The sequence below is a fragment of the Pigmentiphaga soli genome (assembly GCF_039541095.1).
In the GTDB taxonomy this organism is placed as follows: domain Bacteria; phylum Pseudomonadota; class Gammaproteobacteria; order Burkholderiales; family Burkholderiaceae_B; genus Pigmentiphaga; species Pigmentiphaga soli.
On record NZ_BAABFO010000024.1, the window covers coordinates 1 to 26497 of the forward strand.

Here is a 26497-nt window from a genome sequence, read left to right on the forward strand (position 1 = left end):
GGCCTACCGGCAGGACGGCGCCGCGAAAGACATGACCTCGATGGTGCAGTTCATCGAGGCATGGTCGCAGCAGGAGAGCCAGAAGAAGGGGTGACGCGCCGCTAGCGTCCGCCTGCCGTCCGCCTGCGCCCAAAGCGGGGGCGGACGTTGCAAAAAGACCGCAGGAAGCCGGCACGCGGAACGCCGTACCGGAATCGGGCGGGTTTCGTCATGCTATAAAGGCGAATGATTCTTATTTAATAATTCGCCGATAGCCATGCGCCCGATCTCCGCCTCCATAGCACTGTTCGCCTGCACGGCCGCGTTCGATGCCGTCGCGCAGCAAGCCCAAACCCCAGCCCCGGCCCAGGTTCCCGGCGAACTGGAAGCCGTCGTCGTCGAGTCCAGCGCGGATGCGTCGGCCCAGGGACTGCCCAAGCCCTACGCCGGCGGACAAGTGGCGCGGGGCGCGCGTGTCGGCGTGCTGGGCACGCAGGACCTGCGCGATACGCCGTTCTCCATTACCAGCTATACGCAAGAACTGATCAAGGACATGCAGGCCCAAAGCGTGGGCGAGGTCCTGCAGAACGACGCCGGCGTACGTCAGGCGCGCGGCTTCGGCAACTTCCAGGAGCTGTACATCCTGCGCGGCTTTCCGCTCTATTCGGACGACATCGCCTACAACGGCCTGTACGGCATGCTGCCGCGCCAGTACGTCGCCTCCGAATTCTTCGAGCGCGTCGACGTGATACGCGGCGCCAATGCCTTCCTCAACGGCGCGGCGCCCGGCAGCACCGGCCTGGGCGGATCGATCAATCTGGTGCCCAAGCGGGCCGGCAACGATTCTTTGTCCAGCGTCAGCGCCGGCATCCAGTCGGGCGGCCAGTTCTTCGTTTCGACCGATCTGGCGCGCCGCTTCGGGCCGGACCAGAGTACCGGCATTCGCCTGAACGCCGTGCGCCGCGATGGCGACACCGGCATCGACGGCGAAAGCCGCGAACTGACCGCCCTGGGACTGGGCCTGGACTGGCGCAGCAGCAACGTGCGCCTGTCGGCCGACCTCGGCTTCCAGGACAATCAGTACGAGGGCGGCCGCCCCAGCGTCACGCCGGCGGGCTTCATTCCCGCCGTTCCCGGCAACAAGGTCAACTACGCCCAGCCCTGGACGTATTCCAAAGAGCGAGACCTGTTCGGCACCGTGCGCGGCGAATGGGACATCAACGACGGCCTGACCGCGTGGGCCGCGGGCGGGCTGCGCCGCAGCAAGGAAAGCAACTCGCTGGCTGGCGTGACCATGGTGAACACGGCCGGCGACGCGACCAGCTCGCGCTTCGACAACGAACGCGAGGACGACATCGCCACCGGCGAACTGGGCCTGCGCGGCCGCTTCGCCACCGGCGCCGTCAACCACGAAGTCGTGGTCTCGGGCTCGGTGTACTCGGCCGAAGAGCGCAATGCCTGGGGCATGGGCGGCACCAGCATGGACACCAACATCTATTCGCCCTTCCCATCGGCGCGTCCCGCCCTGACGGCGTCCGGGGGCAACCTGTCCGACCCGGCGCGGGTGGGCGAAACCGATACGCGCAGCGTCGCGATCGCCGATACGCTGTCCTTCGCGCAGGATACGGTGCGCCTGACGCTGGGCGCCCGCCGCCAGACGATCGAGCAGTCCAGCTACGACTACGACACGGGCGCGCGCAGCAGCCACTACAAGGACTCGGCGATCACGCCGGTGGCCGGTATCGTGTTCAAGGCCACCGATGCGGTCTCCCTGTACGCCAACTACATCGAGGGCCTGCAGGCCGGCGAGGTGGCGCCCGCGGAATCGGGCGGCTCGCCCGTCTCGAACGCCGGCGAGGTCTTCGCGCCCTACCGCTCCAAGCAGAAGGAAGTGGGCGTCAAATGGGAGGGCAGGACGCTGGGCGCGACGCTGGCCGCCTTCACCACCGACCGCCCGGTGAGCTACGTGCAGAACGGCGTGTTCGGCGCATTCGGCGAGCAGCGCAACCGCGGCATCGAATTGAACACCTTCGGCGAGATCCGTCCCGGCCTGCGCGTCCTCGGCGGCGTCACCTTCCTGCAGGCCACGCTCAAGCGCACCGAGGGCGGCGTGGACCAGGGCAACCGCGGCATCGGCGTGCCCGCCCGCCAGTTCAACCTGGGGCTGGAGTGGGACGTTCCGGGCGCGCCGGGCCTGGCGCTGAACGCACGAGTGGTGCACACCGGCAAGCAATACGCCGATACCGCCAATACGTTGACGGTGCCGTCGTGGACGCGCGCCGACATCGGTGCGCGCTACGTTACCGAAGTGGGCCGGAACCGGCTGCTGACCATCCGCGCCCGCATCGACAACCTGTTCGATCGCCAGTACTGGGCCTCGGTGGGCGGCTATCCCGGCGCCAACTATCTCGTGCAGTCGTATCCGCGCACTTTCATGTTGAGCGCCAGCCTGGAGTTCTAAGGGCCGACCGGCATGCGAAACTTCTGGACGGTGGTCCATCGCTGCATGGGCCTGACCGTGGCATTGTTCCTGATCGTCGCCGGCCTGACCGGCGCGGTCATCTCGTGGGACCACCAGCTCGACGAGTGGCTCAACGCCGACATCATGCACACGCCCGGCCGCGGACCGCTGCAGGATCCGCGGGCGCTGGCGGCCGCCGTCGAATCGGACGATCCGCGCGCCGAGGTGTCGTACATGACGCTGGGCCTGGAAGAAGGGCATGCCGCGCTGTTCCTGGTGCGGCCGCGTGCCGATCCGGCCACCGGCAAACCGTACGCGCTGGGCTACGACACCGTGTTCGTGGACCCGGTCACCGCCCGCATCACGGGCCATCGCGAGTCCCGCAGCATCGCGCTGAGCAAGCGCAACCTGATGCCCTGGCTGCGGCAGCTGCACGAGAGCCTTCACCTTCCGCCTTTCCGGGGCAGCGACCGCTGGGGCTACTGGCTGATGGGCGGCGTCGCGCTGATGTGGCTGATCGACAGCTTCGTGGCGCTGTACCTGACTTTTCCGCCGCGCCGCGCGCGTGCCGCGGCGACGCCTGGCCAGGCCTCGGGTCCATCCTGTAAAGGCGGCGCGCCGGGCGGGCCGTCGTGGCTCTCGCGCTGGAATCCGTCGTGGCGGGTGCGCTGGCGCGCGGGCGGCTACAAGCTCAACTTCGACCTGCACCGGGCTGGCGGGCTGTGGGCCTTCGTCGTCATCATCACCCTGGCGTTCACCTCATTCTCGCTCAATCTGTACAACGAGGTGTTCTATCCGCTGATGAGCAAGGTCTCCACCACCACGCCAGGCCCGTACGAAACGCTCGCCCCCGCCCCCTACGGCACTTTCATCCGACCGAAGATTTCGTTCTCGCAGGCCATCGACATCGCCGCCGGGGAAGCGCGCCGGCTCGATTTCGAGCAGCCTCCGGGCGGCATCTGGTATGGCGGGGACTATCCCTTCTACAACGTTTCCTTTTTCGATCCGGCCGACGAAACGGGGGCGATGGGGATGGGTTTGTCGAACATCTACGTCAGCGCCGAGACGGGCCAGGTGCTGGGCGTGCACCGCCCCTGGCATGGCACGGCCGCCGACGTCTTCGTGCAGCTGCAGTTGCCGCTGCATTCGGGGCGCATCCTGGGCCTGCCCGGGCGCATCCTGATGTCGGCGATGGGGCTGGTGGTGGCGATGCTTTCCGTCACCGGCATCGTGATCTGGGAGAAGAAGCGGCGCGCGCGCAGAAGCGCCATCCGCGCGGCGCGGTGAATCGACCGGATTCGCCCACCAAGGCGTGCTATTCCGCGCTCAGGCGCGCCGAATCGATGTGCCAGCGCAGTTGCTCGGGCGTGGCGCCATCGACGCCGTTGACGCGCCGAAGCACGTAATGGCCGCGGAAGCGCTGGCGCGTGCCGTCGTCGAGCGTCGCATCGACCGTTACCGGCACTGTCTGATAAATGGAGCCGGCCGCTCCTTCTCCTGGCTCGAGCTTGCCGATCGTTACCTTCGCCGTCCTGGTATGCGCGAAGCCCGCCCTGAATCCGGCCGGCGTCTGGCCGCGCGGGCCGTTTTCGCCCCACTGGCGCCACGCCGTGTCGTAGTCGCGCGCATTGATCGCCGAGTAATAGCGCTCCACCACCGCCGCGGCGGCTTCCGCGCTCTTGGGCGCCGGCCGGCAGTCGGCCATCGGCGCGCCGTTTCCGTCGAACAATGCGCAACTGCGGGCGATCTCTTCTTCGATCATCGCGCAGCTGTTGGCGGCGTTGCATGGCGGATGCGTGGCCGGCGATACCTGCCGGCAGACTTGCACGCGGCGCGCGGCGTCCTGGGCGCCGACCTGGGCCGCGCATGGCACGACGCCGTCCGCCGAACCGCCCGCCGCCTGGCCCGGCGGGATGCCGCAGGCCGCAAGCGCGAGGAGGGACAGCCATGAGAAGGCCCGCGGTAGGGAAGTTGCTTGCATGATCGACGCTCTCCGCTCATGCCGGCACACGGCGGTAAGTGGTGCCCCCGACAGGAATCGAACCTGTATCTGCCCCTTCTTGCCGCCACGGCTTTCGCCGCCGCCCGAAGGCGTTTGCGGTCTGGACTTTACCTTGGCCATGGCATCGAAACGATGCGGTAGGCCGCGCCTGTCAAGTCTCTACACGTTCCCGGAAACCCGGGCTTCGCTCGGTATTGCCTCGCCGCGGAGGGCAGGGGGTTCACCGACGTTAAGCGCATTCACGGCAGGCCTTTCGTTCCTGCGTGCCCAATCGTTCAGGAGGGGGCCGTTATATCCATTTAACTACGGGGACACTCGGCGCCGACGGTGTGTTGGCGTCGTGCGCATTCTAGCATCCGCCGCGTGGCGCCGCCGTCATTCCCGGTAGCCCGGATCCATCCGGTCGAGCTTGCGCAGCAGCGCCGGCCATTCCATCACGCCATAGGGGCGGCGGGTGCCGGGCTGGTAGTTGTCCCAGGTGGCTTCGAGCACTTCCTGCGGCACGTCGCGCAGCTTCTGCTGCGTGGCCTGCGCGGCCAGCTGGGAGCGGCAGGCCAGTTCCAGGCGGTGCATCCAGTTGAAGGCGCCGCCGACGGTGGTGCCGACAGTGAGGGCGCCGTGGTTGCGCAGGATCAGCGCTTCGTTGTTGCCTAGGTCGGCGATCAGCGAGGCCTGTTCCTTGGTGTCGAGCACCACGCCCTGGTAGTCGTGGTAGCCGATCTTGAGGAAGCGCATCGCCGTCTGGGTGAGCGGCAGCAGGCCGCAGTCCAGGGCCGAGACGGCCATCGAGGCCCAGCTGTGGGTATGGATCACGCAGTCCACTTCGTGGCGGGCGGCGTGGATGGCGCTGTGGATGACGTAGCCGGCCTTGTTGATGCCGTAGTCGAAATCGCCGTAGTCGGGCTTGGCCAGGATGTTGCCGGCGATGTCGACCTTGATCAGGCTGGAGGCCGTGATTTCTTCGTACATCATGCCGTAGGGGTTGATCAGGAAGGCGTCGGGTTCGCCCGGGACGCGGGCCGAGATGTGGTTGGCCATCATGTCGGCCATGCCGTAGAACTCGACCAGCCGGTAACAGGCGGCGAGGTCGACGCGGGCCTCCCATTCCTGTTCGGAGACCTTGTTCTTCATGGACGAGATTTTCAGGACTTTGGCGGTCATGGCGGTTTCCTGTGCTGGCGGGGACGCCGCATCCTCGGCGAAAAGACGGATGCGCGCCAGTAGCCGGGAGCTAAGAGGGGATAAGGAATATTAAAGGGGCGCAGGCCGCCGGAGGCGGCGCAGGCATCAGGGTAAGCCCGAACCGCATCAGGCGGCCGTGCCGTCTTCGGCCGGCAGCAGGCCGCCCAGCAGCGCATCCTCGATCCGGTCCCGGGTCAGCGCCGGCGCCACGTCGCCCACGAATTCGTACAGGTGGCGCGGCCAGTAGGCGCCGCGGCGCGCAAGCACGTAGACGGTGCTGACCGGCACCAGGTGGTCCACCGAACGCGCGGCCAGCCGGCGGTCGCGCGCGGCCGAGTAGGCGATCAGCGGGATCACGGCCAGCCCCAGGCCGCTGGCCGCGTAGTACTTCATGATTTCGACGTCGGTGCCGCGCACGGCGATGCGCGGCGCCAGGCCGGCGGCTTCGAACGCCTCGCTGAGGTGGCGGCCGATGGCGTGCTGTTCGCTGTAGACGATCATCGGGTGGCGCGAAATCATTTCCAGCGTGACGGTGCGCGGCGCGAAGACCGGATGGCTACGCGGGCCGATCACCACGTGGGAGAACTCGTAGCAGGGGATGGTGGCCAGCGCCGGCGGCACGACCGGCGGCAGGGTGGAGATGCCCAGGTCGACCTGGCCGGTGGATGCCAGGTCGGCGATTTCCGATGGCGTGGCCTGCACCAGGTGCAGGCCGATGTCGGGATGGCGGCGGGCGAAGCCGGGAATGATGTCCTGCAGCGCGTAGCGGGCGTGCGTGTGGGTGGTGGCGATCGCCAGCCGGCTGCCGGCCACGCGCCGGTGGTCGTCCACCACGTGGGCGACGTCGGCCGTGGCCGCCATCATCGCCCGCGCCGCCTTCAGCACATCGCGGCCCACGTCCGTCAGCCCCAGGATGCGGCTTTTGGAACGGACCAGCAGCGCGCAGCCCAGGCTGTCCTCGAACTGCCGCAGCTGCTTGCTGACCGCCGGCTGCGTCGCATGCAGCCGGCGCGCCGCGCGCGAGACGCTCATGCCCTCGTCGACCACCGCACAAAACGCCCGTACCTGCTGCAATTTCATCCCATAAACCTCCATCGCCCCGCCCGCCTCCGCCCTAATCCAGGACGCCGCGGATCCGGCTCCGCCGGTCCGCCAGCGTCGCCCCTTGAGGGGCGCGGCCGCAGGCCGCCAGGGGTGGGCTTTCCTTCCGGTCCGCCAGCGTCGCCCCCTGGGGGCGCGCGCAAGCGCGTAGGGGGATATTCCATTTCAGAATGGACATGAGCAATTTATCACTTCCTGGAAAGTGGATCCGCTTCTACGATGGCCCGACTTCGATTCCGCCATGCAGAGGATTCCGCCTTGCCCGACGCATCTCCGCTTTCCCTCGACCCCGCCCTGCAGGGCTGGATCGGCCGCAGCGAAACCGTTTTCGACACCGTCACTCCGCAGCTCGCCCAGCGCCTGGCGGCCACGCTCGAATCGCCGCGCGCGGGCCGCGCGGGGCGCGGCGACGAGCTGCCGCAGCTGTGGCACAGCGTGCTGTTCCCGCGGGTGGCGCCGCGCTCGCAGCTGGGCCGCGACGGCCATCCGGCGCTGGGCGACTTCCTGCCGCCGGTGCCGCTGCCGCGGCGCATGTTCGCGGGCAAGCGGACGACGTTCGTCGCGCCGATCCTGATCGGCGACGAACTGGAGCGGGTGTCGACCATTGCCTCCATCGCCCCCAAGCAGGGCCGCTCGGGCCCGCTGATCTTCGTGACGGTGCGCCACGACGTGCGGCGCGGCGGGGACGTATTGGTGAGCGAGGAACACGACGTGGTGTACCGCAGCGAATCGCCGGCGGCGTCCGCCGGCGCGGGCCAGGCCGAAGCGGCGGCGCCTGCGCCGTTCGGCGCCACGCGCGCATCGGACGAGACGGCGTTCGATCCCGTCACCATCTTTCGCTACAGCGCGCTGTCGTTCAACGGCCACCGCATTCATTACGACCGCAAGTACGCCACCGAGGTCGAAGGCTATCCGTCGCTGCTGGTCAACGGCCAGCTGGGCGTGCTGTACGGCGTGGAGCATGTGCTGCAAGCCTGGGGCGGCCGGCTGTCCACGCTGGCCACCCGCAACGTGGGCCCGCTGTTCGAAGGCGAACGGTTCCGCGCCGAAAGCAAGGCCGGCGCCAAGGATGGCGAAGTCGATTTCCGCGTGGTGACGACGGCCGGCAAGACGGTGGTGGCCGGCACCGCGCAACTCGAAGGAGCGCCCCGATGACCGCGTTCGCACAGCCGGCCGAAGGGCAGGCCGCCGCCGGCGCCGCGCCGCTGGACGGCCTGCGCGTCGTCGACCTGACCCAGGTGGTGGTGGGCCCCTACGCCACCCAGATGCTGGCAGACTTCGGCGCCGAGGTCATCAAGATCGAACACCCCTCCGGCGACCTCGCGCGCTGGATCGGCGGCCGTTCCCCCACGCCGGGCATGTCGGCCAAGTTCCTGCACCTGAACCGCAACAAGAAGAGCCTGGCGCTCGATCTGAAAAAGCCCGGCGCGCTCGACGTGCTGAAGAAGCTGATCGCCGGCGCCGACGTCGTGCTGCACAACATGCGGCCGGCGGCGGCGGCGCGCCTGGGCCTGTCGGCCGAAGACCTGTTCCGCATCCGCCCCGACCTGATCTACTGCAGCGTGGTCGGCTTCGGCCAGCAAGGCCGCTACCGCGACAAGCCCGCCTACGACTCCATCATCCAGGGCGTGTCGGGCCTGGCCTCGATCAATACCGGCAGCGACGGCGTGCCGCGCTACGTGCCGATGGTGATCGCCGACCGCACGGTGGGCATCATGGTGGCCAACGCGGTGCTGCTGGCCGTGGTGCAGCGGCTGCGGCACGGCGGCGGCCAGACCATCGAGGTGCCGATGTTCGAGAGCATGACGGCCTTCGTGCTGGCCGAGCACATGTTCCTGAAGACCTTCGACCCGCCGCTGGGCCGCGCCGGCGACAGCCGCCTGCTGGACCCGGAGTCGCGCCCGGTGCGCACGCTGGACGGCCATATGTGCGTGACGGCCAACACCGACGCCCAGGTATTCGCGATGTTCGACGCCATCGGCCGGCCCGACCTGCGTACCGATCCGCGCTTCGCCGACAAGCGCAACCGTTTCGAGAACATCGGCGAGATGTTCCGCATCCGCAACGAGGCCTTCGAGAAGAAGACCACCGCCGAGTGGATGGAGATCCTGGAGAAGGCCGACGTGCCGGCGATGCCGATGCATACGCTCGATTCGGTGCTGGAGGATCCGCACCTGGCCGACACCGGGCTGTTCCAGCGCATCGAGCATCCCACCGAAGGGACGTTCTACAACCTGCGCAACCCCATGAAGCTGTCATCGTACGAAGCGGCGCTGAAATGGCCGGCGCCGCACATCGGCGAGCACAGCGTGGAACTGTTGCGCGGCATCGGCATCGCCGACGACGAGATCGACGCGCTGCTGGCCAGCGGCGCCACGGTCGACGGTCGCAAGCAGGCGCAGCGATGAGACCGCGCGGCGCGGATATCCAGGCTTGAAGGCGCGGCTTCGCGCACGCCGCTGAACACGAACAGAACAAAAGGGGACAACCATGCAGAATTTCGGATCACGCGGGAAGCGGCTGCGCCGCTGGGCCGGCACGGCGATGTGCGCGGCCGCGCTGTCCGCCGGCGCCGTACAGGCCGCCGGCTATCCGGACAAGCCGATCACGCTGGTCGTGCCGTTCGCGCCGGGCGGCAATATGGACATCACGGCCCGCTTGCTGGCCGAACCGCTGGGGCGGGCGCTCGGCCAGCCGGTGGTGGTGGAGAACCGCGCCGGCGCGGGCAGCCTGATCGGGGCCTCCTGGGTGGCGCGCGCCAAGCCGGACGGCTACACGCTGCTGCTGGGCAACAGCGGCACCCATGGCACCGTGCCGGCCGTCTACAAGGACGTGCCTTACGATCCGCTCAAGAGCTTCGTGGCGCTGGCCGGCGTGAGCAGCACGCCATCGGTGCTGTCGGTCGGGCCTTCGGTGCCCGCCGCCGATTTCGTCCGCCTCAAGGCCTATGCGGCAGGCCGGCCCGAAGGCATCAGCATCGCCTCGGCCGGCACCGGGTCGTTCAATCACCTCAGCATCGAGTTGGTCAAGCTTCGCTCCGGCCTGAAGGCCGTTCACGTGCCTTACAAGGGTAGCGGCCCCGCGCTGAACGATCTGATCGGCGGCCAAGTGGATGCGCTGGCCGACCAGCTCAGCACGTCGCTGCCGTATATCCGCGACGGGCGCATCAAGGCGGTGGCCCAGATGGGCGCCAGACGATCGCCGCTGCTGCCCGACGTGCCGACGCTGGCCGAACAGGGCGTGCCCGATGCCGAGGCGGCCGTTTACACCGGCGTGTTCGGCCCGGCCGGCATGCCGAAGGACGTCGTCGCGCGCCTTTCCGGGGCGCTGGCCTCGGTGCTGCGCGATCCCGCGCTCAAGCGGCGCTTCGCCGACATGGCGTCCGACATGCTGGACATGGACACGGCGCAATTCACCCGCTTCGTCGCCAGCGAAGCGGAAAAATGGAAGACGCTGGCGCAGAGCGCCGGCATTTCGATCGAGCAATGATCATCCGGCGCCGCGAATCGGGCATGCGCGATGCGGTGGCGCCCATCGGGGGAGATTTTGCATGAGTAGTCCGGTGGAACAGCCGGCAGGACGGAATCAGCCCGCCTGGCGCTCGCTGCTGTACGTGCCGGCCAACGTGCCGCGCTTCGTCGACAAGGCCCACGCGCGCGGCGCCGACGCCATCGTGCTCGACCTGGAAGACAGCGTGCCGCCCGCCGAAAAGCCGGCCGCGCGCGCAGGCGTGCGGGACGCCGCGCGCCGGGTGCGCAGCGGCGGCGCCGACGTGCTGGTGCGCGTCAACCAGCCTCTGGCGCTGTGCGTGCGCGACGTCGAGGCCAGCGTGTCGGCCGAGGTCGACGGCCTGGTCATCCCGAAAGTGGAAGGCGCCTCGCACGTGCGACTGCTGGACCAGCTGGCAAGCGAGCTGGAGGCCGAGCGCGGCCTGCCGGCGGGCCACAACCGCTTCGTGCTGATGATCGAGACGCCCGACGCCTTCGAGCGGATGACCGAGATCGCCCGCGCGTCCGCGCGCGTGGCGGCGATCGGCATCGGCGCCGAGGATTTCGCGTTGTACGGCGGTTTCGAGCCCGACGACGAAACCCTGCTGATGCCCAAGCAGCGCATGATCCTGGCGGCGCGCGCGGCCGGCGTGATGCCGCTCGGCTACATCGGCTCCATCGCCGATTTCTCGGACTGGGATGCATTCCGCGCCATGGTGCGACGGTCGCGGCGGTTCGGATTCGACTGCGCCAGCTGCGTCCATCCGGGGCAGGTGGCCGTCGTCAATGAAGAGTATGCGCCGCGCGCCGAGGAACTGGCGCGCGCGCGGCGTATCGTCGAGGCCGGCGCGCAGGCGCAGGCCGAGGGCCGCGCGTCGTTCCAGATCGACGGCAGGATGATCGACGTGCCCGTGATCGAGCGCGCCCGCCGCCTGCTGGATCGCCAGCGCCGCCTGGAGGCCAGGCGCGCGCCGCCCGGCTGAATCTGGCCGCATCACAACGATTTCAACGAAGAAGGAGACCCATCATGCACCGCTCCACGCTCGCAAGCCCCGCCCTTTCCTCCGCCCGCCGGTGGCGGCTCGCCGCCCCCGCCTGCGCCGCCGCGCTGGCCTGCGCCGCGCTGGCCGCGCCGGCCCAGGCGGCCGACAACTATCCGTCGCGCCCGATCACGCTGATCGTGCCGTTCACGCCCGGTGGCAGCACCGACATCATCGCCCGCGTCATCAGCAAGCAGCTGGGCGCCGCGCTCGGCCAGTCCATCATCGTGGAATACAAGCCGGGCGCCGGTGGCGTGATCGGCACCCAGTACGCCAAGAACCAGCCCGCCGACGGCTACACCATCATCATGGGCGCCATCGGCACCTTCGGCGCCAACGCCACGCTGTACAAGAACCTGCCGTACGACCCGGTCAAGGATTTCACGCCGATCTCGCTGGTGGCGGCCGTGCCCAACGTGCTGGCCGTCAACCCGGCCAAGCTCGACGTGCACACCGTGGACGAGCTGATCAAGGCCGCCAAGGCCAAGCCCAATGGCTACGACTACGCCTCCGGCGGCAACGGCAGCGCCGCCAACCTGGCGATGGAGTATTTCAAGGTCAGCGCCGGCATCCAGCTGCAGCACGTGCCGTACAAGGGCACCGCGCCCGCGCTGACCGACCTGATCGCCGGGGTGACCTCGGTGGTGCTGACCGGCTTCCCGCCGCTGTACCCCCACATCAAGGCCGGCCGGCTGCGCGCCATCGCGGTGGCCTCGGAACACCGGCTGCCGGACCTGCCCGACGTGCCCACCATCAGCGAAACCAAGGGTCTGGAGAACTTCACGGCCGACCAGTGGTACGGCCTGCTCACGATCGCCGGCACGCCGCAGCCCATCGTCGACCGCCTGAACAAGGAAGTGGTGGCGGCGCTGAAGGATCCCGAGACGCTGGCCATGTTCCGCAAGGAAGGGCTGGTGCCGATGCCCAATACGCCGGCCCAGTTCGGCCAGTTCATCAAGGACCAGATCGCCCTCTGGCGGCCGGTGGTCCAGAAGGCCGGCATCATCATCGAATAAGCCGGAGCGAAATCCGGATAAGCCGGCGGCCCGCGCGGCGTTTCTCCGGCACTGGACAAGCGCCCCGGTCTCGCACGACACTGCATGCCGACGCAATCTCTTGCAGGCATGAGGATTCGATGATGAAGGTGACGATTTTCGGCGCCGGCGCCGTGGGCAGCAACGTAGCGGTCAAGCTCGCTTCGGCGGGGGTGGCCGAGGTGTCGGTGGTGGCGCGCGGCGCGCACCTGGCGGCGATCCGCGAGCGCGGGCTGACGCTGATCCAGAAGGGCACCCGCACCACGGTGCGGCCGGCCCACGCGACCGACGATCCGGCCACCCTGCCGCCGCAGGACCTGGTCATTTCCACCCTCAAGGCCAACTCGCTGTCGGCCGCCGCGCCCGCCCTGGCGCGCCTGCGCGCGCCGGACGCCGCGGTGCTGTTCCTGCTCAACGGCATTCCGTGGTGGTGGCCGCACGGCCTGCCGGCGGGCCATCCGGCCGCCGCGGCGCCGGTCGACCTGCTCGATCCCGATGGCGCGCTGCGCCGCGAGTTGGGTTTCGAAGCCGCCCTCGGCGGCGTGGTGTATTCGCCCAACGAGGTGATCGAGCCCGGCGTGGTCCAGAACCATACCCGCAACCAGTACGTGCTGGGCGAACCCGACGGCTCGATCTCGCCGCGGCTGCAGCAGGCGCACGACCTGTTCGCCGCCGCCGGCGTCGACGTCTCGATGCAGCGCGACCTGCGCGCGGAACTGCTCTACAAGCTGGTGATCAACGCCTGCAGCAATCCGCTCTGCGCGCTGACCCGGCTTACCGCCTACCAGCGGCTGTGCGATCCCGGGCTGCGCGAGCTGGCGGCCCAGGTGATCCGCGAGGTGATGGCGGCGTCCGAGGCCATGGGCTGGAAGCTGGACGTCGACATCGAGGCCGAAACCGACCCGGCCCGCATCAAGGGGTCGCGCCCCTCGATGCTGCAGGACACGCTGCTCGGCCGCCCGCTCGAGGTCGAGCCGATGCTGGGCCAGATGCAGGTGCTGGCGCGTTCGGTGGGCGTTCCCACGCCGGCGCTCGACACCATCACGGTCCTGCTGCGCGGACTCGACCTGCATCTGCGCCGCGCCGGCGCGCCGGATCCCGCCGCGATCGAACCCGTAGTGAGGTGACCCCTGCGCGCTTACGCGCCCCCCGCCAGGGGCGGCGCTTTCCCTGTCGCGATTCGTCCGTAAAATGGCGACATTTTCAAGGTAGCAGGGGATAAGTTGGCCACTCGCTATAACGAAGCTTCGATCCGGGTGCTCAAGGGGCTGGAGCCCGTCAAGCAGCGCCCGGGCATGTACACACGGACGGAAAATCCGCTGCACATCGTGCAGGAAGTCATCGACAACGCCGCCGACGAGGCGCTGGCCGGCTTTGGCAAGCACTTGCAGGTCACGCTCAACGCCGACGGCAGCGTCACGGTCGAAGACGACGGCCGCGGCATTCCGACCGGCCTGCACCCGGAAGAAAAGGCCCCCGTGGTCGAGCTGGTGTACACCCGCCTGCACGCGGGCGGCAAGTTCGACAAGCAGGGCGGCGGCGCCTATTCCTTCTCCGGCGGGCTGCACGGGGTGGGGGTATCCGTCACCAATGCGCTGTCGTCGCGGCTGGAGGTGACCGTCTGGCGCGACGGCGCCACCCACCGGCTGGCCTTCGCCCACGGCGACGTGGTCGAGCCGCTGGCCAGGGTGGCCGACACGCGCAAGAAATCCGGCACCCGGGTGCGCTGCTGGCCCGACCCCAAATATTTCGACAGCCCGGCCATCCCGACGGCCGACCTGGCGCGGCTGCTGCGCAGCAAGGCGGTGCTGCTGCCCGGCGTGCGCGTCACGCTGAAAACGGAAAAAACCGGCGAAACCCAGACCTGGCTGTACGAGCAGGGCCTGCGCGGCTACCTGACCGAGGCGCTGGCCGGCGCCGAGCTGGTGATCCCGCTGTTCGAAGGCGAGCAATTCGCCGGCCGCGACCACGAAACCTTCGCCGAGGGCGAGGGCGCGCAGTGGGTGGTGGCCTGGACGGAAGAGGGCAACGTGGTGCGCGAGTCCTACGTCAACCTGATCCCGACCTCGGCCGGCGGCACCCACGAGGCCGGCCTGCGCGACGGCCTGTTCAACGCCGTCAAGGGTTTCGTCGAGCTGCACAACCTCACGCCCAAGGGCGTCAAGCTGCTGCCGGAAGACGTGTTCGCCCGCGCCAGTTTCGTGCTGTCGGCCAAGGTGCTCGACCCGCAATTCCAGGGCCAGATCAAGGAACGGCTGAACAGCCGCGACGCGGTGAGGCTGGTGGCGGGCTTCTGCAAGCCCGCGCTCGAGCTGTGGCTCAACACCCACGTGGAATACGGCCGCAAGCTGGCCGAGCTGGCGATCCGCCAGGCGCAGACCCGGGTGCGCTCGGCGCAGCGGGTCGAAAAGCGAAAGAGCTCGGGCGTGGCGGTATTGCCCGGCAAGCTGACCGACTGCGAAAGCTCCGACGCCTCGCGCACCGAAGTGTTCCTGGTCGAGGGCGATTCGGCCGGCGGCTCGGCCAAGATGGGGCGCGACAAGGAATTCCAGGCCATCCTGCCGCTGCGCGGCAAGGTGCTCAACGCCTGGGAAGTCGAGCGCGACCGCCTGTTCGCCAACAACGAGATCCACGACATCGCGGTGGCGATCGGCGTCGATCCGCACGCGCCGGGCGACACGCCCGACCTGTCCGGGCTGCGCTACGGCCGCATCTGCATCCTGTCGGACGCCGACGTCGACGGCTCGCACATCCAGGTGCTGCTCTTGACGCTGTTCTACCGGCACTTCCCGGCGCTGGTCGAGCGCGGCCACGTGTTCGTCGCCCGCCCGCCGCTGTTCCGCGTCGACGTGCCGGCCCAGGGCAAGCGGCCGCCGCGCAAGCTGTACTGCCTGGACGACGGCGAACTGGTCGCCACCGAAGACAAGCTGCGCAAGGAGGGCGTGCGCGAAGGCTCGTGGAGCATCAGCCGCTTCAAGGGCCTGGGCGAGATGAGCCCGGAGCAGCTGTGGGAAACCACGATGAACCCCGACACCCGGCGCCTGCTGCCGGTCACCCACGGCGAACTCGACGCGGCGCAGACCACGCGCATGTTCGACATGCTGATGGGCAAGGGCGAGGCCGCGCAGCGGCGCGCCTGGCTGGAAGAAAAGGGTGACCTGGCCGAGGTGGATATCTGATGACCGACACTCAACAACCCGGCCTGTTCGAGACCCCCGGCGGCGACGCCGCCATCACGCTGGCGCGCTACGCCGAGCAGGCCTACCTGGACTACGCCGTATCGGTGGTCAAGGGCCGCGCGCTGCCGGAAGTGGGCGACGGCCAGAAGCCGGTGCAGCGCCGCATCCTGTACGCGATGCAGGCCATGGGGCTGGGCCCCGCGGCCAAGCCGGTCAAGTCGGCCCGCGTGGTGGGCGACGTGCTCGGCAAATACCACCCGCATGGCGACCAGGCCGCCTACGACGCCCTCGTGCGCATGGCGCAGGGCTTCTCGCTGCGCTACCCGCTGATCGACGGCCAGGGAAATTTCGGCTCGCGCGACGGCGACGGCGCCGCGGCCATGCGCTACACCGAGGCCCGGCTGACGCCGATCTCGCGCCTGTTGCTGGACGAGCTCGACGAGGGCACGGTCGACTTCATCCCCAACTACGACGGCTCCTACCAGGAACCGAAACAGCTGCCGGCGCGGCTGCCGATGGTGCTGCTCAACGGCGCCTCGGGCATCGCGGTCGGCATGGCCACCGAGATCCCCCCGCACAATCTGCGCGAAGTGGCGCAGGCCGCCGCCGCGCTGCTGAAGGACCCGAAGCTTTCCGACGACGAGCTGCACGCGTTGCTGCCCGGCCCCGACTTCCCCGGCGGCGGCCAGATCATCACGCCCCAGGCCGACATCGCGCAGATCATGCGCACCGGCCGCGGCTCGCTCAAGGTGCGCGCGCGCTGGACCTTCGAGGAAATGGCGCGCGGCCAGTGGCAGCTGGTGGTCCACGAGCTGCCGCCGGCCACCTCGTGCCAGAAGGTGCTGGAAGAGATCGAGGAACTCACCAATCCCAAGGTCAAGGCCGGCAAGAAGAGCCTGTCGGCCGAGCAGCAGCAGCTGAAGGCCACGGTGCTGGGCCTGCTCGACGCGGTACGCGACGAATCCGGCAAGGACGCCGCCGTGCGGCTGGTGTTCGAGCCCAAGACTTCGCGCGTGGACCGCGACGAATTCGTCAACATGCTGCTGGCCCATACCTCGATGGAAAGCAGCGCGCCGGTCAACCTGGTGATGGTCGGCAACGACGGCCGGCCGCGCCAGAAGGGCCTGCGCGAAATCCTGACGGAATGGCTGGCCTTCCGCACCGACACCGTCACCCGCCGCACCCGCCACCGGCTCGACAAGGTCAACGACCGCATCCACGTGCTCGAGGGGCGCATGGTGGTCTACCTCAATGTGGACGAGGTGATCAAGACCATCCGCGAATCCGACGAGCCCAAGCCGGCGCTGATGGCCGCCTTCGAGCTGTCCGACCGCCAGGCCGAAGACATCCTCGAAATGCGGCTGCGCCAGCTGGCCCGGCTCGAAGGCTTCCGCATCGAGAAAGAGCTGGAAGAGCGCAAGGCCGAACGCGGCAAGCTGGAAGAATTGCTGGGCAGTCCGGCGTCGCTGCGGCGGCTGATCGTGCGCGAGATCGAGGCCGACGCCAAGCAGTACGGCGACGAGCGCCGCACGCTGATCGAGGCGGCCGAGCGCGCCTCGGTGGAAGCGCGCGTGATCGACGAACCCGTCACCGTGATCGTGTCGCAGAAGGGCTGGCTGCGGGCCCGCCAGGGCCACGGCCACGACGCCGGCCTGTTCACCTTCAAGGCGGGCGACGCGCTGTACGGCGCCTTCGAGTGCCGCACCACCGACGCGCTGGTCGCGCTGTCGAGCACCGGCCGGGTCTATTCGGTGGCGGTCAACGCGCTGCCGTCGGCGCGCGGCGACGGCGTGCCGGTCACCACGCTGATCGATCTGGAGCCCGGCTCGCGCATCCTGCACATGATCGCGGCGGCGGCCGACAGCCGCTGGCTGCTGGCCACCCGCGCCGGCCTCGGCTTCATGACCCGGCTGGGCGACATGCAGACCCGGCAGCGCGGCGGCAAGCAGTTCATGTCGCTCGACGACGGCGACGAGCCGCAGCGCCCGGTGCCGGTGGCGCCGGCCGCCGAGTCGGTCGCGCTGCTGTCGGCGCGCGGCCGTTTCCTGGTGATCGGCCTGGACGAGGTCAAGGTGCTGGCCTCCGGCGGCCGCGGCACCACGCTGATCGACCTCGACCCGAAGGACACGCTGGAACAGGTGGTGCCGATCGGCCCCGGCGGACTGCGCGTGGCGGGCATCTACCGCAACAAGCCGGTGGAAGACGTGCTGGCCGGGCCGGCGCTCGCCGTCTACGCGGGCAAGCGGGCGCGCAAGGGCCGGCTGCTCGACGTCAGGCCCAAGCAGCCCGTCCTGTCGCCGGTGTTCTAGCCCATGGCGCGCCGCCGTCCGCGGTCGACGCCATGGTCGGCGCTGCTGGCGGCGGCCGCGCTGCTGGCCGGCTGCACGCGGGTCAATCCCTACTACGACCCGAACCTGGCGCATCACCGGCCCGACGGCTTCCGCAACAATTACCCGCATGCCACGCCGGGTTCGGCGGATTTCTGGCGCTGGCAGATCGAGCGCCGCCGCGACGGCCTGCCGCCGCCGCCGACCGATCCGCTGGCGCCGGTGGCGGCCGACGTGCCGTGGATCAAGGCGCCGTCGAACGACGTCCGCATCACCTGGGTCGGCCATTCGACGCTGCTGCTGCAGGCCGGACGCTTCAACCTGCTGACCGATCCGATGTTCTCGGAGCGGGCCTCGCCGCTGTCGTTCCTGGGGCCGAAGCGCTACCAGCCGCCCGGCCTGGCCCTGGCCGACCTGCCGCACATCGACGCCGTGGTGATCTCGCACAGCCACTACGACCACCTCGACCTGGCTTCCGTGCGCGCGCTGGCGGCGCAGAAGGGCGGCCCGCCGGTGTTCATGGTGCCGCTCGGCGTCGACGTCTGGTTCCGCATCAACGTGCCGGCCGCCACCGAACTGCGGCCGCTGGACTGGTGGGGGCAGACGGTGGTGGGGCCGGTTACCTTCACGCTGCTGCCGGTGCAGCACTGGAGCGCGCGCACGCCGTTCGACCGCAACGAATCGCTGTGGGGCGCGTGGTCGGTGCAGGTGCGCGAGCCGGCGCTGCGCTTCCTGTTCGGCGGCGACTTCGGCTACTCGCAAGACCTGCGCGACATCGGCGAACGGGCCGGCCCCTTCGACCTGGCGGCGCTGCCGATCGGCGCCTACGAGCCGCGCTGGTTCATGGCGCCCCAGCACGTCAACCCCGCCGAAGCCGTGCAGGCGCGCAGCGACGTGCGCGCCCGCGCGGCGGTGGCCATCCACTGGGGCACTTTCGCGCTGACCGACGAGGCGCTCGACCAGCCGCCGCGCGACCTCGCTGCCGCGCGTCACGCCGCCGGCCTGTCGGAAGACGATTTCTTCGTCATGAAACACGGCGAATCGCGCGTCTGGCGCGACGGCCATTGGCTGGTGCGCGCGCCAGGGGACTGACGCCTGTCTTGCTTCGGTCACCGATGTGCTGTATATGGATACAGTGGCCGGGCGGCCGCAAGGCGCCTGGTCCCCCGTTTCGCAACACTTTCGGGAGATGATCGTGGCTCACCTGGTTCTCGCGCTCGATGTCGCCGGCACGCCGGTCCGTTGGGTGGATATCGACAAAGCCATCAGCCTGCACGTGGCAGACCGGGTGGCATGGGAACTGGGCGAAACCATCGTCACGTACCGCGGCGGCACCAACCATCTCACCGGCCTGGTTTCCACCGTCAGCACGGCCAGCATCATCGCCGTGCGCGGCCGCGAGTTCCGCGGCGACCGCAGCGCGTCCATCAGCGTCAGCCGCGAACGGCTGTTCGCGCGCGACAAATACATCTGCGGCTACTGCGGCGGCCACTTCGCCGAGCACGACCTCACCATCGAGCACGTCACGCCCGAGTCGCGCGGCGGCGCCAACACCTGGGAAAACATCGTCACCGCCTGCCGTTCGTGCAACCAGCGCAAGGCCAACCGCACGCCCGAGCAGGCCGGCATGCCGCTGCTGTACCTGCCGTACCGGCCCAACCGCTGGGAGGGCATGATCCTGCGCAACCGCCGGATCCTGGCCGACCAGATGGAGTTCCTGATGGCCGGCGTTCCCGTCACCAGCCGGTTGCTGCTGGCTGCGTAGAGGGCCCCCCTACGCGCTTCGCGCGCCCCCGACGGGGGCGACGCTGGCGGACCGGAAGAAAGGCCCACCCCTGGCGGCCTGCGGCCGCTCCCCTCAAGGGGCGACGTCGGCGGACCGGCGGAGCCGGATCCGCGGCGTCCTGGATGGGCTGCTTGAAAATTGGGGCTCCTGTCACGATATCCTATGCGTTTGCGCCTATTCCTTCGTCCGACACCATGAGCCAGACCGACAACACCACCGAGACTCTGGGTTTCCAGACCGAAGTCAAGCAGCTGTTGCACTTGATGATCCACTCGCTGTACAGCAACAAGGAAATCTTCCTGCGCGAGCTGATCTCCAACGCCTCCGACGCCTGCGACAAACTGCGCTTCGAGGCGATCGACCACCCCGAGCTGCTGGAAGGCGGCGCCGATCTGGGCATCCGCGTCCTGTTCGACAAGGCGGCGCGCACCATCACCATCTCCGACAACGGCATCGGCATGAGCCGCGACGAGGCGGTGGCCAACCTCGGCACCATCGCGCGCTCGGGCACCCGCGAATTCTTCAGCCGGCTCACCGGCGACAAGCAGAAAGACGCGCAACTGATCGGCCAGTTCGGCGTCGGCTTCTATTCCTCCTTCATCGTCGCCGCCAGGGTCACGGTGCTGAGCCGCCGCGCCGGCCTGCCGGCCGACCAGGCGATCCGCTGGGAATCCACCGGCGACGGCGAGTTCACCATCGCCCCGGCCGTCAAGGAAGGCCGCGGCACCGACGTGGTGCTGACGCTGCGCGAGGGCGAGGACGGCTTCCTGTCGTCGTGGCGGCTGCGCGAGATCCTGCGCCGCTATTCCGACCACATCTCGCTGCCCATCCGCATGCAGAAAGAGGAATGGGACGCCGAGAAATCCGAATCGGTGCTCAAGGACGAGGAAGAAACCGTCAACCAGGCCAGCGCGCTGTGGACGCGCAGCAAGTCCGACATCACCGACGAGCAGTACGCCGAGTTCTACAAGCACGTGGCGCACGACTTCGAAGGCCCGCTGGCCTGGACCCACAACCGGGTCGAAGGCCGCACCGAATACACGCAGCTGCTGTACGTGCCGCGCCGCGCGCCGTTCGACATGTGGGACCGCAACAAGAAGAACGGCGTGAGCCTGTACGTGCGGCGCGTGTTCATCATGGACGACGCCGAACAGCTGCTGCCCGGCTACCTGCGCTTCGTGCGCGGCGTGATCGACTCGGCCGACCTGCCGCTGAACGTCTCGCGCGAGATCCTGCAGGAAAGCCGCGACGTGCGCGCGATCCGCGAAGGCAGCGCCAAGCGCGTGCTGGGCCTGCTGGAAGACCTGGCCGAGAACCGCAAGGAAGACTACGCCACCTTCTGGGCCGCCTTCGGCCAGGTGCTGAAGGAAGGCGTGGGCGAGGACGCCGCCAACATCGAGCGCATCGTGCGCCTGCTGCGCTTTGCCTCCACCCATGCGGGCAACGAGCAGACGGTATCGCTGGCCGATTACGTGTCCCGCATGAAGGACGGCCAGGACAAGATCTACTACGTGACCGCCGAGACCTTCGCCGCTGCCAACAGCAGCCCGCATCTGGAGATCTTCCGCAAGAAGGGCATCGAAGTGCTGCTGCTGACCGACCGCGTGGACGAGTGGATGCTGTCCTTCGTGACCGAATTCGACGGCAAGCCGCTGGTGTCGATCGCCAAGGGCGGGCTGGACCTGGGCGCGCTGGCCGACGAAGACGAGAAAAAGCGCCAGAACGACGTGACCGAGGAATTCAAGCCCCTGGTCGAGCGCCTGAAGACGGCGCTGGGCGAGCGCGTGCACGATGTCCGCGTCAGCTTCCGGCTGGTGGATTCGCCATCGTGCGTGGTGGTCGACGAGCAGGACATGAGCCAGCACCTGCAGCGCCTGCTGCGCGCGGCCGGCCAGGAGGCGCCCGCCTCCCGGCCCATTCTCGAGATCAACCCCGGCCATGCGCTGATCGCCCGCGTCAACGCCGCGCCCGAGGCCGAGTTCGATGCCTGGGCCAGCCTGCTGCTGGAACAGGCGCAGCTGGCCGAAGGCGCGCCGCTGGACGATCCGGCCGCCTTCGTGCAGCGCGTGAACCGGCTGCTGCTGGGCCAGCCTTGACCGCCGCGCGCCCGGCCGCTCCAGGGAAGGCACACCGGTGAGCCTGCGCCGCATGCCGCTACGGCGCACCGCTCCCGGCCCCCTCGACGAACCCACGTTTTCCGAGCAACAGGGCATCCGCTACCTGCATTTCGGCACGCCCTGGATCCAGGGCGCGATGTCGCTGCGCAAGCCCGACCGGCTGGTGCTGGAATACACGCGCCAGATGATGGCCTGGCTGCTGTTTCTCGATCCTCCCGAGGCGCCGTCGGCCATCGGCGTGCTGGGCCTGGGCGCGGGTTCGCTGGTGCGTTTCTGCCTGGCCCATACCGGCAGCCCGGTGCGCGCGGTGGAGTGGAATCCGCGCGTGACGGCCGCCTGCCGCATGCTGTTCCGGGTGCCGGAAGACGACGAACGGTTCGAGGTGGTCCATGCCGACGCCGGCGACTGGGTGGCCGACATCGCGCAGCGCGGCAGCTGTCCGGTGCTGATGGTCGACCTGTACGACGCCGAGGCCCGCGGCCCGGTGCGCGACTCGGTCGAGTTCTACCGCGGCTGCCGGCAGGTCGTCGGCGGCCGTGCGCAGGCCGGCGTGGTCGCCGTCAACCTGTTCGGCTCGCACGACAGTTTCGAACCCAACATCGCCCACCTGAACGAAGCCTTCGACGGCCGGGTGGCGCTGCTGCCCGAGATCGACGAAGGCAACCGCGTGGCGCTGGCGTTCGCCGGGCCGCCGCTGCAGGTCGACGCCGCGGCCGTGCTGGCGCGCGCCGAGACGGTGGAGCAGCAGTATTTGCTGCCGGCCCGCAAATGGGCGCGGTCGCTGATGCCGGCGATGCGCCGCTAAGACCGCATGGCCAAGACTACTCCCGCCTGCCCCGGGCTGCCCGCCGATCCCCGCCTGAGCGGCTTCCCGCCGGTGCTGCCCGGCAACGCCCGCATCCTGCTGCTGGGCAGTTTCCCGGGCGTGGCTTCGCTGGCCCAGGGGCAGTACTACGCCCATCCGCGCAACCAGTTCTGGCGCCTGCTCGGTGCCTGCCTGGGCTGCGACCTGGCCTCGTTGCCTTATGCGCAGCGGGTGGCCGAGGTGGCGCGGCGCCGCGTCGGCATCTGGGACGTGGTGGCGGAGTGCCGCCGGGTGGGCAGCCTGGACTCGGCGGTTACCGAGGCCAGCGTCAATCCGCTGGCCCGCTATCTGCGCGAGCACGCGCCGGCGCTGGAGCGCATCGGCTTCAACGGCGGCTTGTCGTGGAAACTGGGTCGGCACCTGGCCGACCACGGCTACGCGGTGTACCGGCTGCCATCGTCGTCGCCGGCGGCGGCGATGTATTCCTTCGAGCAGAAACTAGCCCGGTGGCGGCCGCTGTTCGAGTTCTGAGGCAGCCGCTATAGCGGTTCGATGCCCTGGTCGCCGCAGGCGCGCAGCAGCGCGTCGACACGTCCCTGCGCCAGCGTCATGTCCGGGTCCAGGTCGAGCAGCGGGCGCAGCACGAAGGCGCGCTGGTGCATGCGGGGATGCGGCAGCGTCAGCCGCGGTCCGTCGCAGCGCAGGCCGTCGTAGCGCAGCAGGTCGAGATCGAGCGTGCGCGGCGCGTTGCGGTAGGGCCGGCTGCGGCCGTGGCGGTTTTCGATGTCCTGCAGCAGATCCAGCAGTTCGAGCGGCGCCAGCCGGGTGGACAGGCGTGCCGCGGCGTTGACGTAGTCGGGGCCGCCGGCATCGACCGGCCGGGTGCGGTAGAAGCCCGAGACGCGGCAGTCTTCCACCGCGGGATGCGCGCCCAGTTCGTCGAGCGCCCGGCGCAGCGTCTGCGCCGGCTCGCCGAGGTTGGCGCCCAGTCCGATCCACGCCGTATGGAAATCTTTCATCGAGGACTCCTCCCGCCCCGCTGCCCGGCATCCTTTCCGTGGGAGGGCGTGCCCCCTTCGGGCGGCCGGGCGGGCGCGCTCACCCCGCCGCCGGCGCGCCGCCTTCCTGGCCGCCCTGGCCGTCGGGCCGCGGCTTGGCCGGGCGCCGGCGCCGCTTGCGGGCCGGGGCGTCGCCGCTGCGCGGCTGGCGCGCGGCTTCTTCCAGCATCCTGGCGCGGGTGCCGTCGTCGGCGTCGGCCAGGTCCATCCACCATTGCGCCAGCGCCGCATCGACCTCGCCAGCCGCCGCGCGCAGCTGCAGGAAGTCGCACGCGGCGCGGAAGCGCGGCTGTTCGATCATGCGCCAGGCCGCCTTGCCGGCGCGGCGGTCGAAGCGCGGCTGCATGAACCAGATCTCGCGCATGTCGGACACGAAGCGCCGCTGGATGGCCAGCTTTTCGGTCTGCGCATCCAGCACCGAATCCACCGCCAGGCCCAGCGCCGGCATCGGCAGCTCGCCGTCGGCCTGGTACTGCTGCCAGCGGCGGTACACCAGCTGCCACAGCAGCGCGGCGAACAGGAAGCTCGGGCTGACCGACTTGCCGGCCTGCACGCGCTGGTCGGTACGTTCCAGCGCCAGTTCGACGAAGCGTTCGCCGCCCGGCTGCTCCAGGATCACGTCGAGCAGCGGCAGCAGCCCCTTGTGCAGGCCCTGCGCGCGCAGCTGGCGCAGGCAGGCCATGGCATGGCCGCAGGTCAGCATCTTGAGCATTTCGTCGAACAGGCGTGACGCCGGCACGTTCTCGATCAGCGGCGCCAGTTCGTGGATCGGCGCCAGCGTGGCGGGGGCGATGTCGCAGCCCAGCTTGGAGGCGAAGCGCATGGCGCGCAGCATGCGCACCGGGTCTTCGCGATAGCGGCGGGCCGGGTCGCCGATCATGTTGACCACTTTGTTCTTCAGGTCGGCCACGCCGCCGTGGTAGTCGATCACGATCTCGGTGGCGGGGTCGTAGTACAGCGCGTTCAGCGTGAAGTCGCGGCGCGCGGCGTCTTCCTCCAGCGTGCCGAACACGTTGTCGCGCAGGATGCGGCCGTGCTCGTCGGTGGTCTGCTCGCCGTTGCCTGGCGCGCGGAAGGTGGAGGTCTCGATGATCTCCTGGCCGAACACCACGTGTACCAGGCGAAAGCGGCGGCCGATGATGCGCGCGCGGCGGAACAGCGGCTGCACCTGCTCGGGCGTGGCGTCGGTGGCGACGTCGAAGTCTTTGGGCTGGGCGCCGGCGATCAGGTCGCGCACCGCGCCGCCCACGATGTAGGCCTGGTAGCCGTGCTCGTGCAGCACGTCGCACACCTTGATCGCGTGGCGCGACACCAGCTTGCGGTCGATGCCGTGCTGGGACTGCGGCACGCGCAGCGGCGCGTGCCGCTTGACGCTGAGGATCGGGCGCGGCGCCCGCGGCGTGAACAGCTTGCTGATGAGTTTCTTGATCATGCGAACAAGTCCAGGATGGGCCAGTTGCGCTGGCGCGCCAGTTCGCGCAGGGCCGCCGACGGGTTGACGGCGACCGGATCGGTCACGGCCTCGAGCAGCGGCACGTCGTTCATCGAGTCGCTGTAGAAAAAGGATCGTGCAAAGCCTGCCAGCGGCAGGCCCAGGCCGTCCAGCCATTCGCGCACGCGCACCACCTTGCCCTCGCGGAAGCAGGGCGTGCCCGAGATGCGGCCGGTGTGGCGGCCGTTGACGTATTCGGGATCGGTGGCCAGCAGCGTGGGGATGCCGAAGGCGCGGGCGATGGGGGCGGTGACGAAGGCGTTGGTGGAGGTCACCACCGCGCACAGGTCGCCCGCTTCCAGGTGGCGGCGCGCAAGATCGATCGCCTCGGGCCGGATGGCCGGGCGGATCACCTCGGCCATGAATTCCTCGTGCCACAGCGCGAGGTCGAACGGCGTATTGCGGGCCAGCAGGCCCAGCATGAACTCGGCCGATTCCACCGCAGTCAGCAGGCCGGCGTCGTAGCGCTGCATCAGTTCTTCGTTGCGGGCGCGCGCCGCTTCGGGATCGCCGACGCGGCCGTTGCGGGCGAGGAAGGCGGCCCAATGGTAATCGCTGTCGAGCGGAAGCAGGGTATGGTCCAGGTCGAACAGCGCCAGACGGGCGGGAGCGGGCAGGGCGGTCATGGCGCGCAAGAGTGAGAGGTATCGGGCAACGGGGTATTCGTGTGTTCGGCCAGCATCGCGCGCAGCGTCGGCAGGGTGACGGGGCGCCGCGTCTGCAGCGAGTAGTGGTCCAGCGCGGCCAGCAGCGCGGTCAGGCGCCGCATGTCGCGTTCGTAATGGGTCAGGATCCAGCGCACCATCTCGGGCGGCAGCTGCAGGCCGCGGGCCGCGGCCTGGCGCTGCAGCGCCGCTTCCTTGTCGGCGTCGGACAGCACGCCGAGCCGGAACACCAGATCCCAGCCGAGCCGGGTGCGCAGGTCTTCGCGCAGCGGCATCGCGGCCGGCGCGCGGTCGCCGGCGGCCGCCAGCGCGATCGCGCGGCTGCCGGCGCCCGCCTCGCGCCAGCGGTTGTACAGGGTGAACACCGCCGCGCGCCGGGCGTCGTCCAGGCGGTGCAGGTCGTCGACCGCGACGCGGGCGACGTCGGCCGCCGAGGCATCGTCTTCGGCCAGGGCCTGGAACACGTCGATCGGCGCATTGGCGTCCAGGTAGACGGCGCCTGGCTGCCCTTCGGCCCAGGCCCGGAGCAGGTGCGTGCGGCCGCAGCCCTCCGGGCCCCACAGGTAGACGGCGCGGCCCGCCGCCAGGCCGCGCAGCGCGGCGACGGCTTCGGCGTTGAGGCCGGCAACGTAGTTTTCCAGCGACGGCGCCGGTTCGGCCAGCACGTCGAGTAGCAACTGCTTCATCGGACGGGCGACAGGCCAGGGCGGGTCGAGTTCCGGTCCGGCGCCCGCGGGCGCCGCGCTCGTGTATCGGTCATCGTAAAATTATAGCTTTCGCG

At 69.4% G+C, this 26497-nt stretch carries 22 protein-coding genes; 15 read left to right on the forward strand and 7 right to left on the reverse strand.

Translation table 11 applies throughout. The annotated features are described in order from the left end of the window. The first annotated feature begins 256 nt into the window (after positions 1 to 256). Positions 257 to 2440, forward strand: a complete 2184-nt coding sequence (locus ABD927_RS19640) for a TonB-dependent receptor (protein ID WP_345251550.1) — start codon at positions 257 to 259, stop codon at positions 2438 to 2440. Between the two features lie 12 nt (positions 2441 to 2452). Further along, a complete protein-coding gene (locus ABD927_RS19645) occupies positions 2453 to 3727 on the forward strand; it encodes a PepSY-associated TM helix domain-containing protein (RefSeq protein WP_345251551.1) in 1275 nt (424 codons plus the stop codon). 28 nt (positions 3728 to 3755) lie between these two features. Here ABD927_RS19645 and ABD927_RS19650 read toward each other — a convergent pair whose 3' ends face one another. The 3 genes from ABD927_RS19650 to ABD927_RS19660 form a co-directional block, all read right to left on the reverse strand. After that, positions 3756 to 4421, reverse strand: a complete 666-nt coding sequence (locus tag ABD927_RS19650; protein ID WP_345251552.1) for a hypothetical protein — start codon at positions 4419 to 4421, stop codon at positions 3756 to 3758. A gap of 396 nt (positions 4422 to 4817) precedes the next feature. Beyond that, the gene (locus tag ABD927_RS19655) at positions 4818 to 5603 is read right to left on the reverse strand and encodes a class II aldolase/adducin family protein (RefSeq protein WP_345251554.1); all 786 of its coding nucleotides are present in this window, start codon (positions 5601 to 5603) and stop codon (positions 4818 to 4820) included. A gap of 147 nt (positions 5604 to 5750) precedes the next feature. Continuing rightward, positions 5751 to 6704, reverse strand: coding sequence for a LysR substrate-binding domain-containing protein (locus ABD927_RS19660; protein ID WP_345251555.1), 954 nt, complete (start codon positions 6702 to 6704; stop codon positions 5751 to 5753). A gap of 279 nt (positions 6705 to 6983) precedes the next feature. Here ABD927_RS19660 and ABD927_RS19665 point away from each other — a divergent pair, with 279 nt between their 5' ends. From ABD927_RS19665 to ABD927_RS19725, 13 genes are all read left to right on the forward strand, one after another. Beyond that, positions 6984 to 7880, forward strand: a complete 897-nt coding sequence (locus ABD927_RS19665; protein WP_345251556.1) for an HTD2 family dehydratase — start codon at positions 6984 to 6986, stop codon at positions 7878 to 7880. Then, the gene (locus ABD927_RS19670; RefSeq protein WP_345251557.1) at positions 7877 to 9133 is read left to right on the forward strand and encodes a CaiB/BaiF CoA transferase family protein; all 1257 of its coding nucleotides are present in this window, start codon (positions 7877 to 7879) and stop codon (positions 9131 to 9133) included. Before ABD927_RS19665 ends, ABD927_RS19670 begins: the two co-directional genes overlap by 4 nt. A gap of 82 nt (positions 9134 to 9215) precedes the next feature. After that, positions 9216 to 10214 carry a Bug family tripartite tricarboxylate transporter substrate binding protein gene (locus ABD927_RS19675; RefSeq protein ID WP_345251558.1) on the forward strand — a complete coding sequence of 333 codons (999 nt, stop codon included), beginning with the start codon at positions 9216 to 9218 and terminating at the stop codon, positions 10212 to 10214. A gap of 61 nt (positions 10215 to 10275) precedes the next feature. After that, positions 10276 to 11196 carry an HpcH/HpaI aldolase/citrate lyase family protein gene (locus ABD927_RS19680; protein WP_345251559.1) on the forward strand — a complete coding sequence of 307 codons (921 nt, stop codon included), beginning with the start codon at positions 10276 to 10278 and terminating at the stop codon, positions 11194 to 11196. 44 nt (positions 11197 to 11240) lie between these two features. Beyond that, positions 11241 to 12269 (forward strand): Bug family tripartite tricarboxylate transporter substrate binding protein, encoded by a 1029-nt coding sequence (locus ABD927_RS19685; protein ID WP_345251560.1) that lies wholly within the window; start codon positions 11241 to 11243, stop codon positions 12267 to 12269. Between the two features lie 122 nt (positions 12270 to 12391). After that, entirely contained in the window at positions 12392 to 13414 is a 1023-nt protein-coding gene (locus ABD927_RS19690; RefSeq protein ID WP_345251561.1) for a ketopantoate reductase family protein, read from the forward strand. A gap of 96 nt (positions 13415 to 13510) precedes the next feature. Beyond that, positions 13511 to 15466, forward strand: a complete 1956-nt coding sequence (locus ABD927_RS19695; RefSeq protein ID WP_345251562.1) for a DNA topoisomerase IV subunit B — start codon at positions 13511 to 13513, stop codon at positions 15464 to 15466. Continuing rightward, positions 15466 to 17775: a DNA topoisomerase IV subunit A gene (gene parC / locus ABD927_RS19700; RefSeq protein ID WP_345251563.1), complete on the forward strand. Its 2310-nt coding sequence runs from the start codon at positions 15466 to 15468 to the stop codon at positions 17773 to 17775. The genes ABD927_RS19695 and parC overlap by 1 nt, the downstream gene beginning before the upstream one ends. Positions 17776 to 17778: 3 nt before the next feature. Then, the gene (locus ABD927_RS19705) at positions 17779 to 18885 is read left to right on the forward strand and encodes an MBL fold metallo-hydrolase (RefSeq protein WP_345251564.1); all 1107 of its coding nucleotides are present in this window, start codon (positions 17779 to 17781) and stop codon (positions 18883 to 18885) included. Positions 18886 to 18988: 103 nt separating this feature from the next. Beyond that, on the forward strand, positions 18989 to 19558 hold the full coding sequence (locus tag ABD927_RS19710) for an HNH endonuclease (RefSeq protein ID WP_425570314.1): 570 nt from the start codon (positions 18989 to 18991) through the stop codon (positions 19556 to 19558). Between the two features lie 215 nt (positions 19559 to 19773). Next, positions 19774 to 21675 carry a molecular chaperone HtpG gene (htpG, locus tag ABD927_RS19715; RefSeq protein WP_345251565.1) on the forward strand — a complete coding sequence of 634 codons (1902 nt, stop codon included), beginning with the start codon at positions 19774 to 19776 and terminating at the stop codon, positions 21673 to 21675. A 52-nt stretch (positions 21676 to 21727) separates the two neighbouring features. Then, positions 21728 to 22501: a class I SAM-dependent methyltransferase gene (locus tag ABD927_RS19720; protein ID WP_345251623.1), complete on the forward strand. Its 774-nt coding sequence runs from the start codon at positions 21728 to 21730 to the stop codon at positions 22499 to 22501. 6 nt (positions 22502 to 22507) lie between these two features. Beyond that, on the forward strand, positions 22508 to 23032 hold the full coding sequence (locus ABD927_RS19725; protein WP_345251566.1) for a DNA-deoxyinosine glycosylase: 525 nt from the start codon (positions 22508 to 22510) through the stop codon (positions 23030 to 23032). An 8-nt stretch (positions 23033 to 23040) separates the two neighbouring features. On the opposite strand, the gene folK is transcribed toward ABD927_RS19725, so the two are convergent. From folK to hda, 4 genes are all read right to left on the reverse strand, one after another. Then, positions 23041 to 23520, reverse strand: a complete 480-nt coding sequence (folK, locus tag ABD927_RS19730) for a 2-amino-4-hydroxy-6-hydroxymethyldihydropteridine diphosphokinase (RefSeq protein WP_345251567.1) — start codon at positions 23518 to 23520, stop codon at positions 23041 to 23043. 79 nt (positions 23521 to 23599) lie between these two features. After that, on the reverse strand, positions 23600 to 24991 hold the full coding sequence (gene pcnB, locus ABD927_RS19735) for a polynucleotide adenylyltransferase PcnB (RefSeq protein WP_345251568.1): 1392 nt from the start codon (positions 24989 to 24991) through the stop codon (positions 23600 to 23602). Beyond that, on the reverse strand, positions 24988 to 25677 hold the full coding sequence (locus ABD927_RS19740; RefSeq protein ID WP_345251569.1) for an HAD family hydrolase: 690 nt from the start codon (positions 25675 to 25677) through the stop codon (positions 24988 to 24990). The genes pcnB and ABD927_RS19740 overlap by 4 nt, the downstream gene beginning before the upstream one ends. Further along, the gene (hda, locus tag ABD927_RS19745) at positions 25674 to 26402 is read right to left on the reverse strand and encodes a DnaA regulatory inactivator Hda (RefSeq protein ID WP_345251570.1); all 729 of its coding nucleotides are present in this window, start codon (positions 26400 to 26402) and stop codon (positions 25674 to 25676) included. Before hda ends, ABD927_RS19740 begins: the two co-directional genes overlap by 4 nt. Between the last annotated feature and the right edge of the window lie 95 nt (positions 26403 to 26497).

Coding starts and splice junctions, on each gene's coding strand:
- ABD927_RS19640 (WP_345251550.1), top strand. CDS start 257: ATGCGCCCGATCTCCGCCTCCATAGCACTGTTCGCCTGCACGGCCGCG.
- ABD927_RS19645 (WP_345251551.1), top strand. CDS start 2,453: ATGCGAAACTTCTGGACGGTGGTCCATCGCTGCATGGGCCTGACCGTG.
- ABD927_RS19650 (WP_345251552.1), bottom strand. CDS start 4,421: ATGCAAGCAACTTCCCTACCGCGGGCCTTCTCATGGCTGTCCCTCCTC.
- ABD927_RS19655 (WP_345251554.1), bottom strand. CDS start 5,603: ATGACCGCCAAAGTCCTGAAAATCTCGTCCATGAAGAACAAGGTCTCC.
- ABD927_RS19660 (WP_345251555.1), bottom strand. CDS start 6,704: ATGAAATTGCAGCAGGTACGGGCGTTTTGTGCGGTGGTCGACGAGGGC.
- ABD927_RS19670 (WP_345251557.1), top strand. CDS start 7,877: ATGACCGCGTTCGCACAGCCGGCCGAAGGGCAGGCCGCCGCCGGCGCC.
- ABD927_RS19675 (WP_345251558.1), top strand. CDS start 9,216: ATGCAGAATTTCGGATCACGCGGGAAGCGGCTGCGCCGCTGGGCCGGC.
- ABD927_RS19680 (WP_345251559.1), top strand. CDS start 10,276: ATGAGTAGTCCGGTGGAACAGCCGGCAGGACGGAATCAGCCCGCCTGG.
- ABD927_RS19685 (WP_345251560.1), top strand. CDS start 11,241: ATGCACCGCTCCACGCTCGCAAGCCCCGCCCTTTCCTCCGCCCGCCGG.
- ABD927_RS19690 (WP_345251561.1), top strand. CDS start 12,392: ATGAAGGTGACGATTTTCGGCGCCGGCGCCGTGGGCAGCAACGTAGCG.
- parC (WP_345251563.1), top strand. CDS start 15,466: ATGACCGACACTCAACAACCCGGCCTGTTCGAGACCCCCGGCGGCGAC.
- ABD927_RS19705 (WP_345251564.1), top strand. CDS start 17,779: ATGGCGCGCCGCCGTCCGCGGTCGACGCCATGGTCGGCGCTGCTGGCG.
- htpG (WP_345251565.1), top strand. CDS start 19,774: ATGAGCCAGACCGACAACACCACCGAGACTCTGGGTTTCCAGACCGAA.
- ABD927_RS19720 (WP_345251623.1), top strand. CDS start 21,728: ATGCCGCTACGGCGCACCGCTCCCGGCCCCCTCGACGAACCCACGTTT.
- ABD927_RS19725 (WP_345251566.1), top strand. CDS start 22,508: ATGGCCAAGACTACTCCCGCCTGCCCCGGGCTGCCCGCCGATCCCCGC.
- folK (WP_345251567.1), bottom strand. CDS start 23,520: ATGAAAGATTTCCATACGGCGTGGATCGGACTGGGCGCCAACCTCGGC.
- pcnB (WP_345251568.1), bottom strand. CDS start 24,991: ATGATCAAGAAACTCATCAGCAAGCTGTTCACGCCGCGGGCGCCGCGC.
- ABD927_RS19740 (WP_345251569.1), bottom strand. CDS start 25,677: ATGACCGCCCTGCCCGCTCCCGCCCGTCTGGCGCTGTTCGACCTGGAC.
- hda (WP_345251570.1), bottom strand. CDS start 26,402: ATGAAGCAGTTGCTACTCGACGTGCTGGCCGAACCGGCGCCGTCGCTG.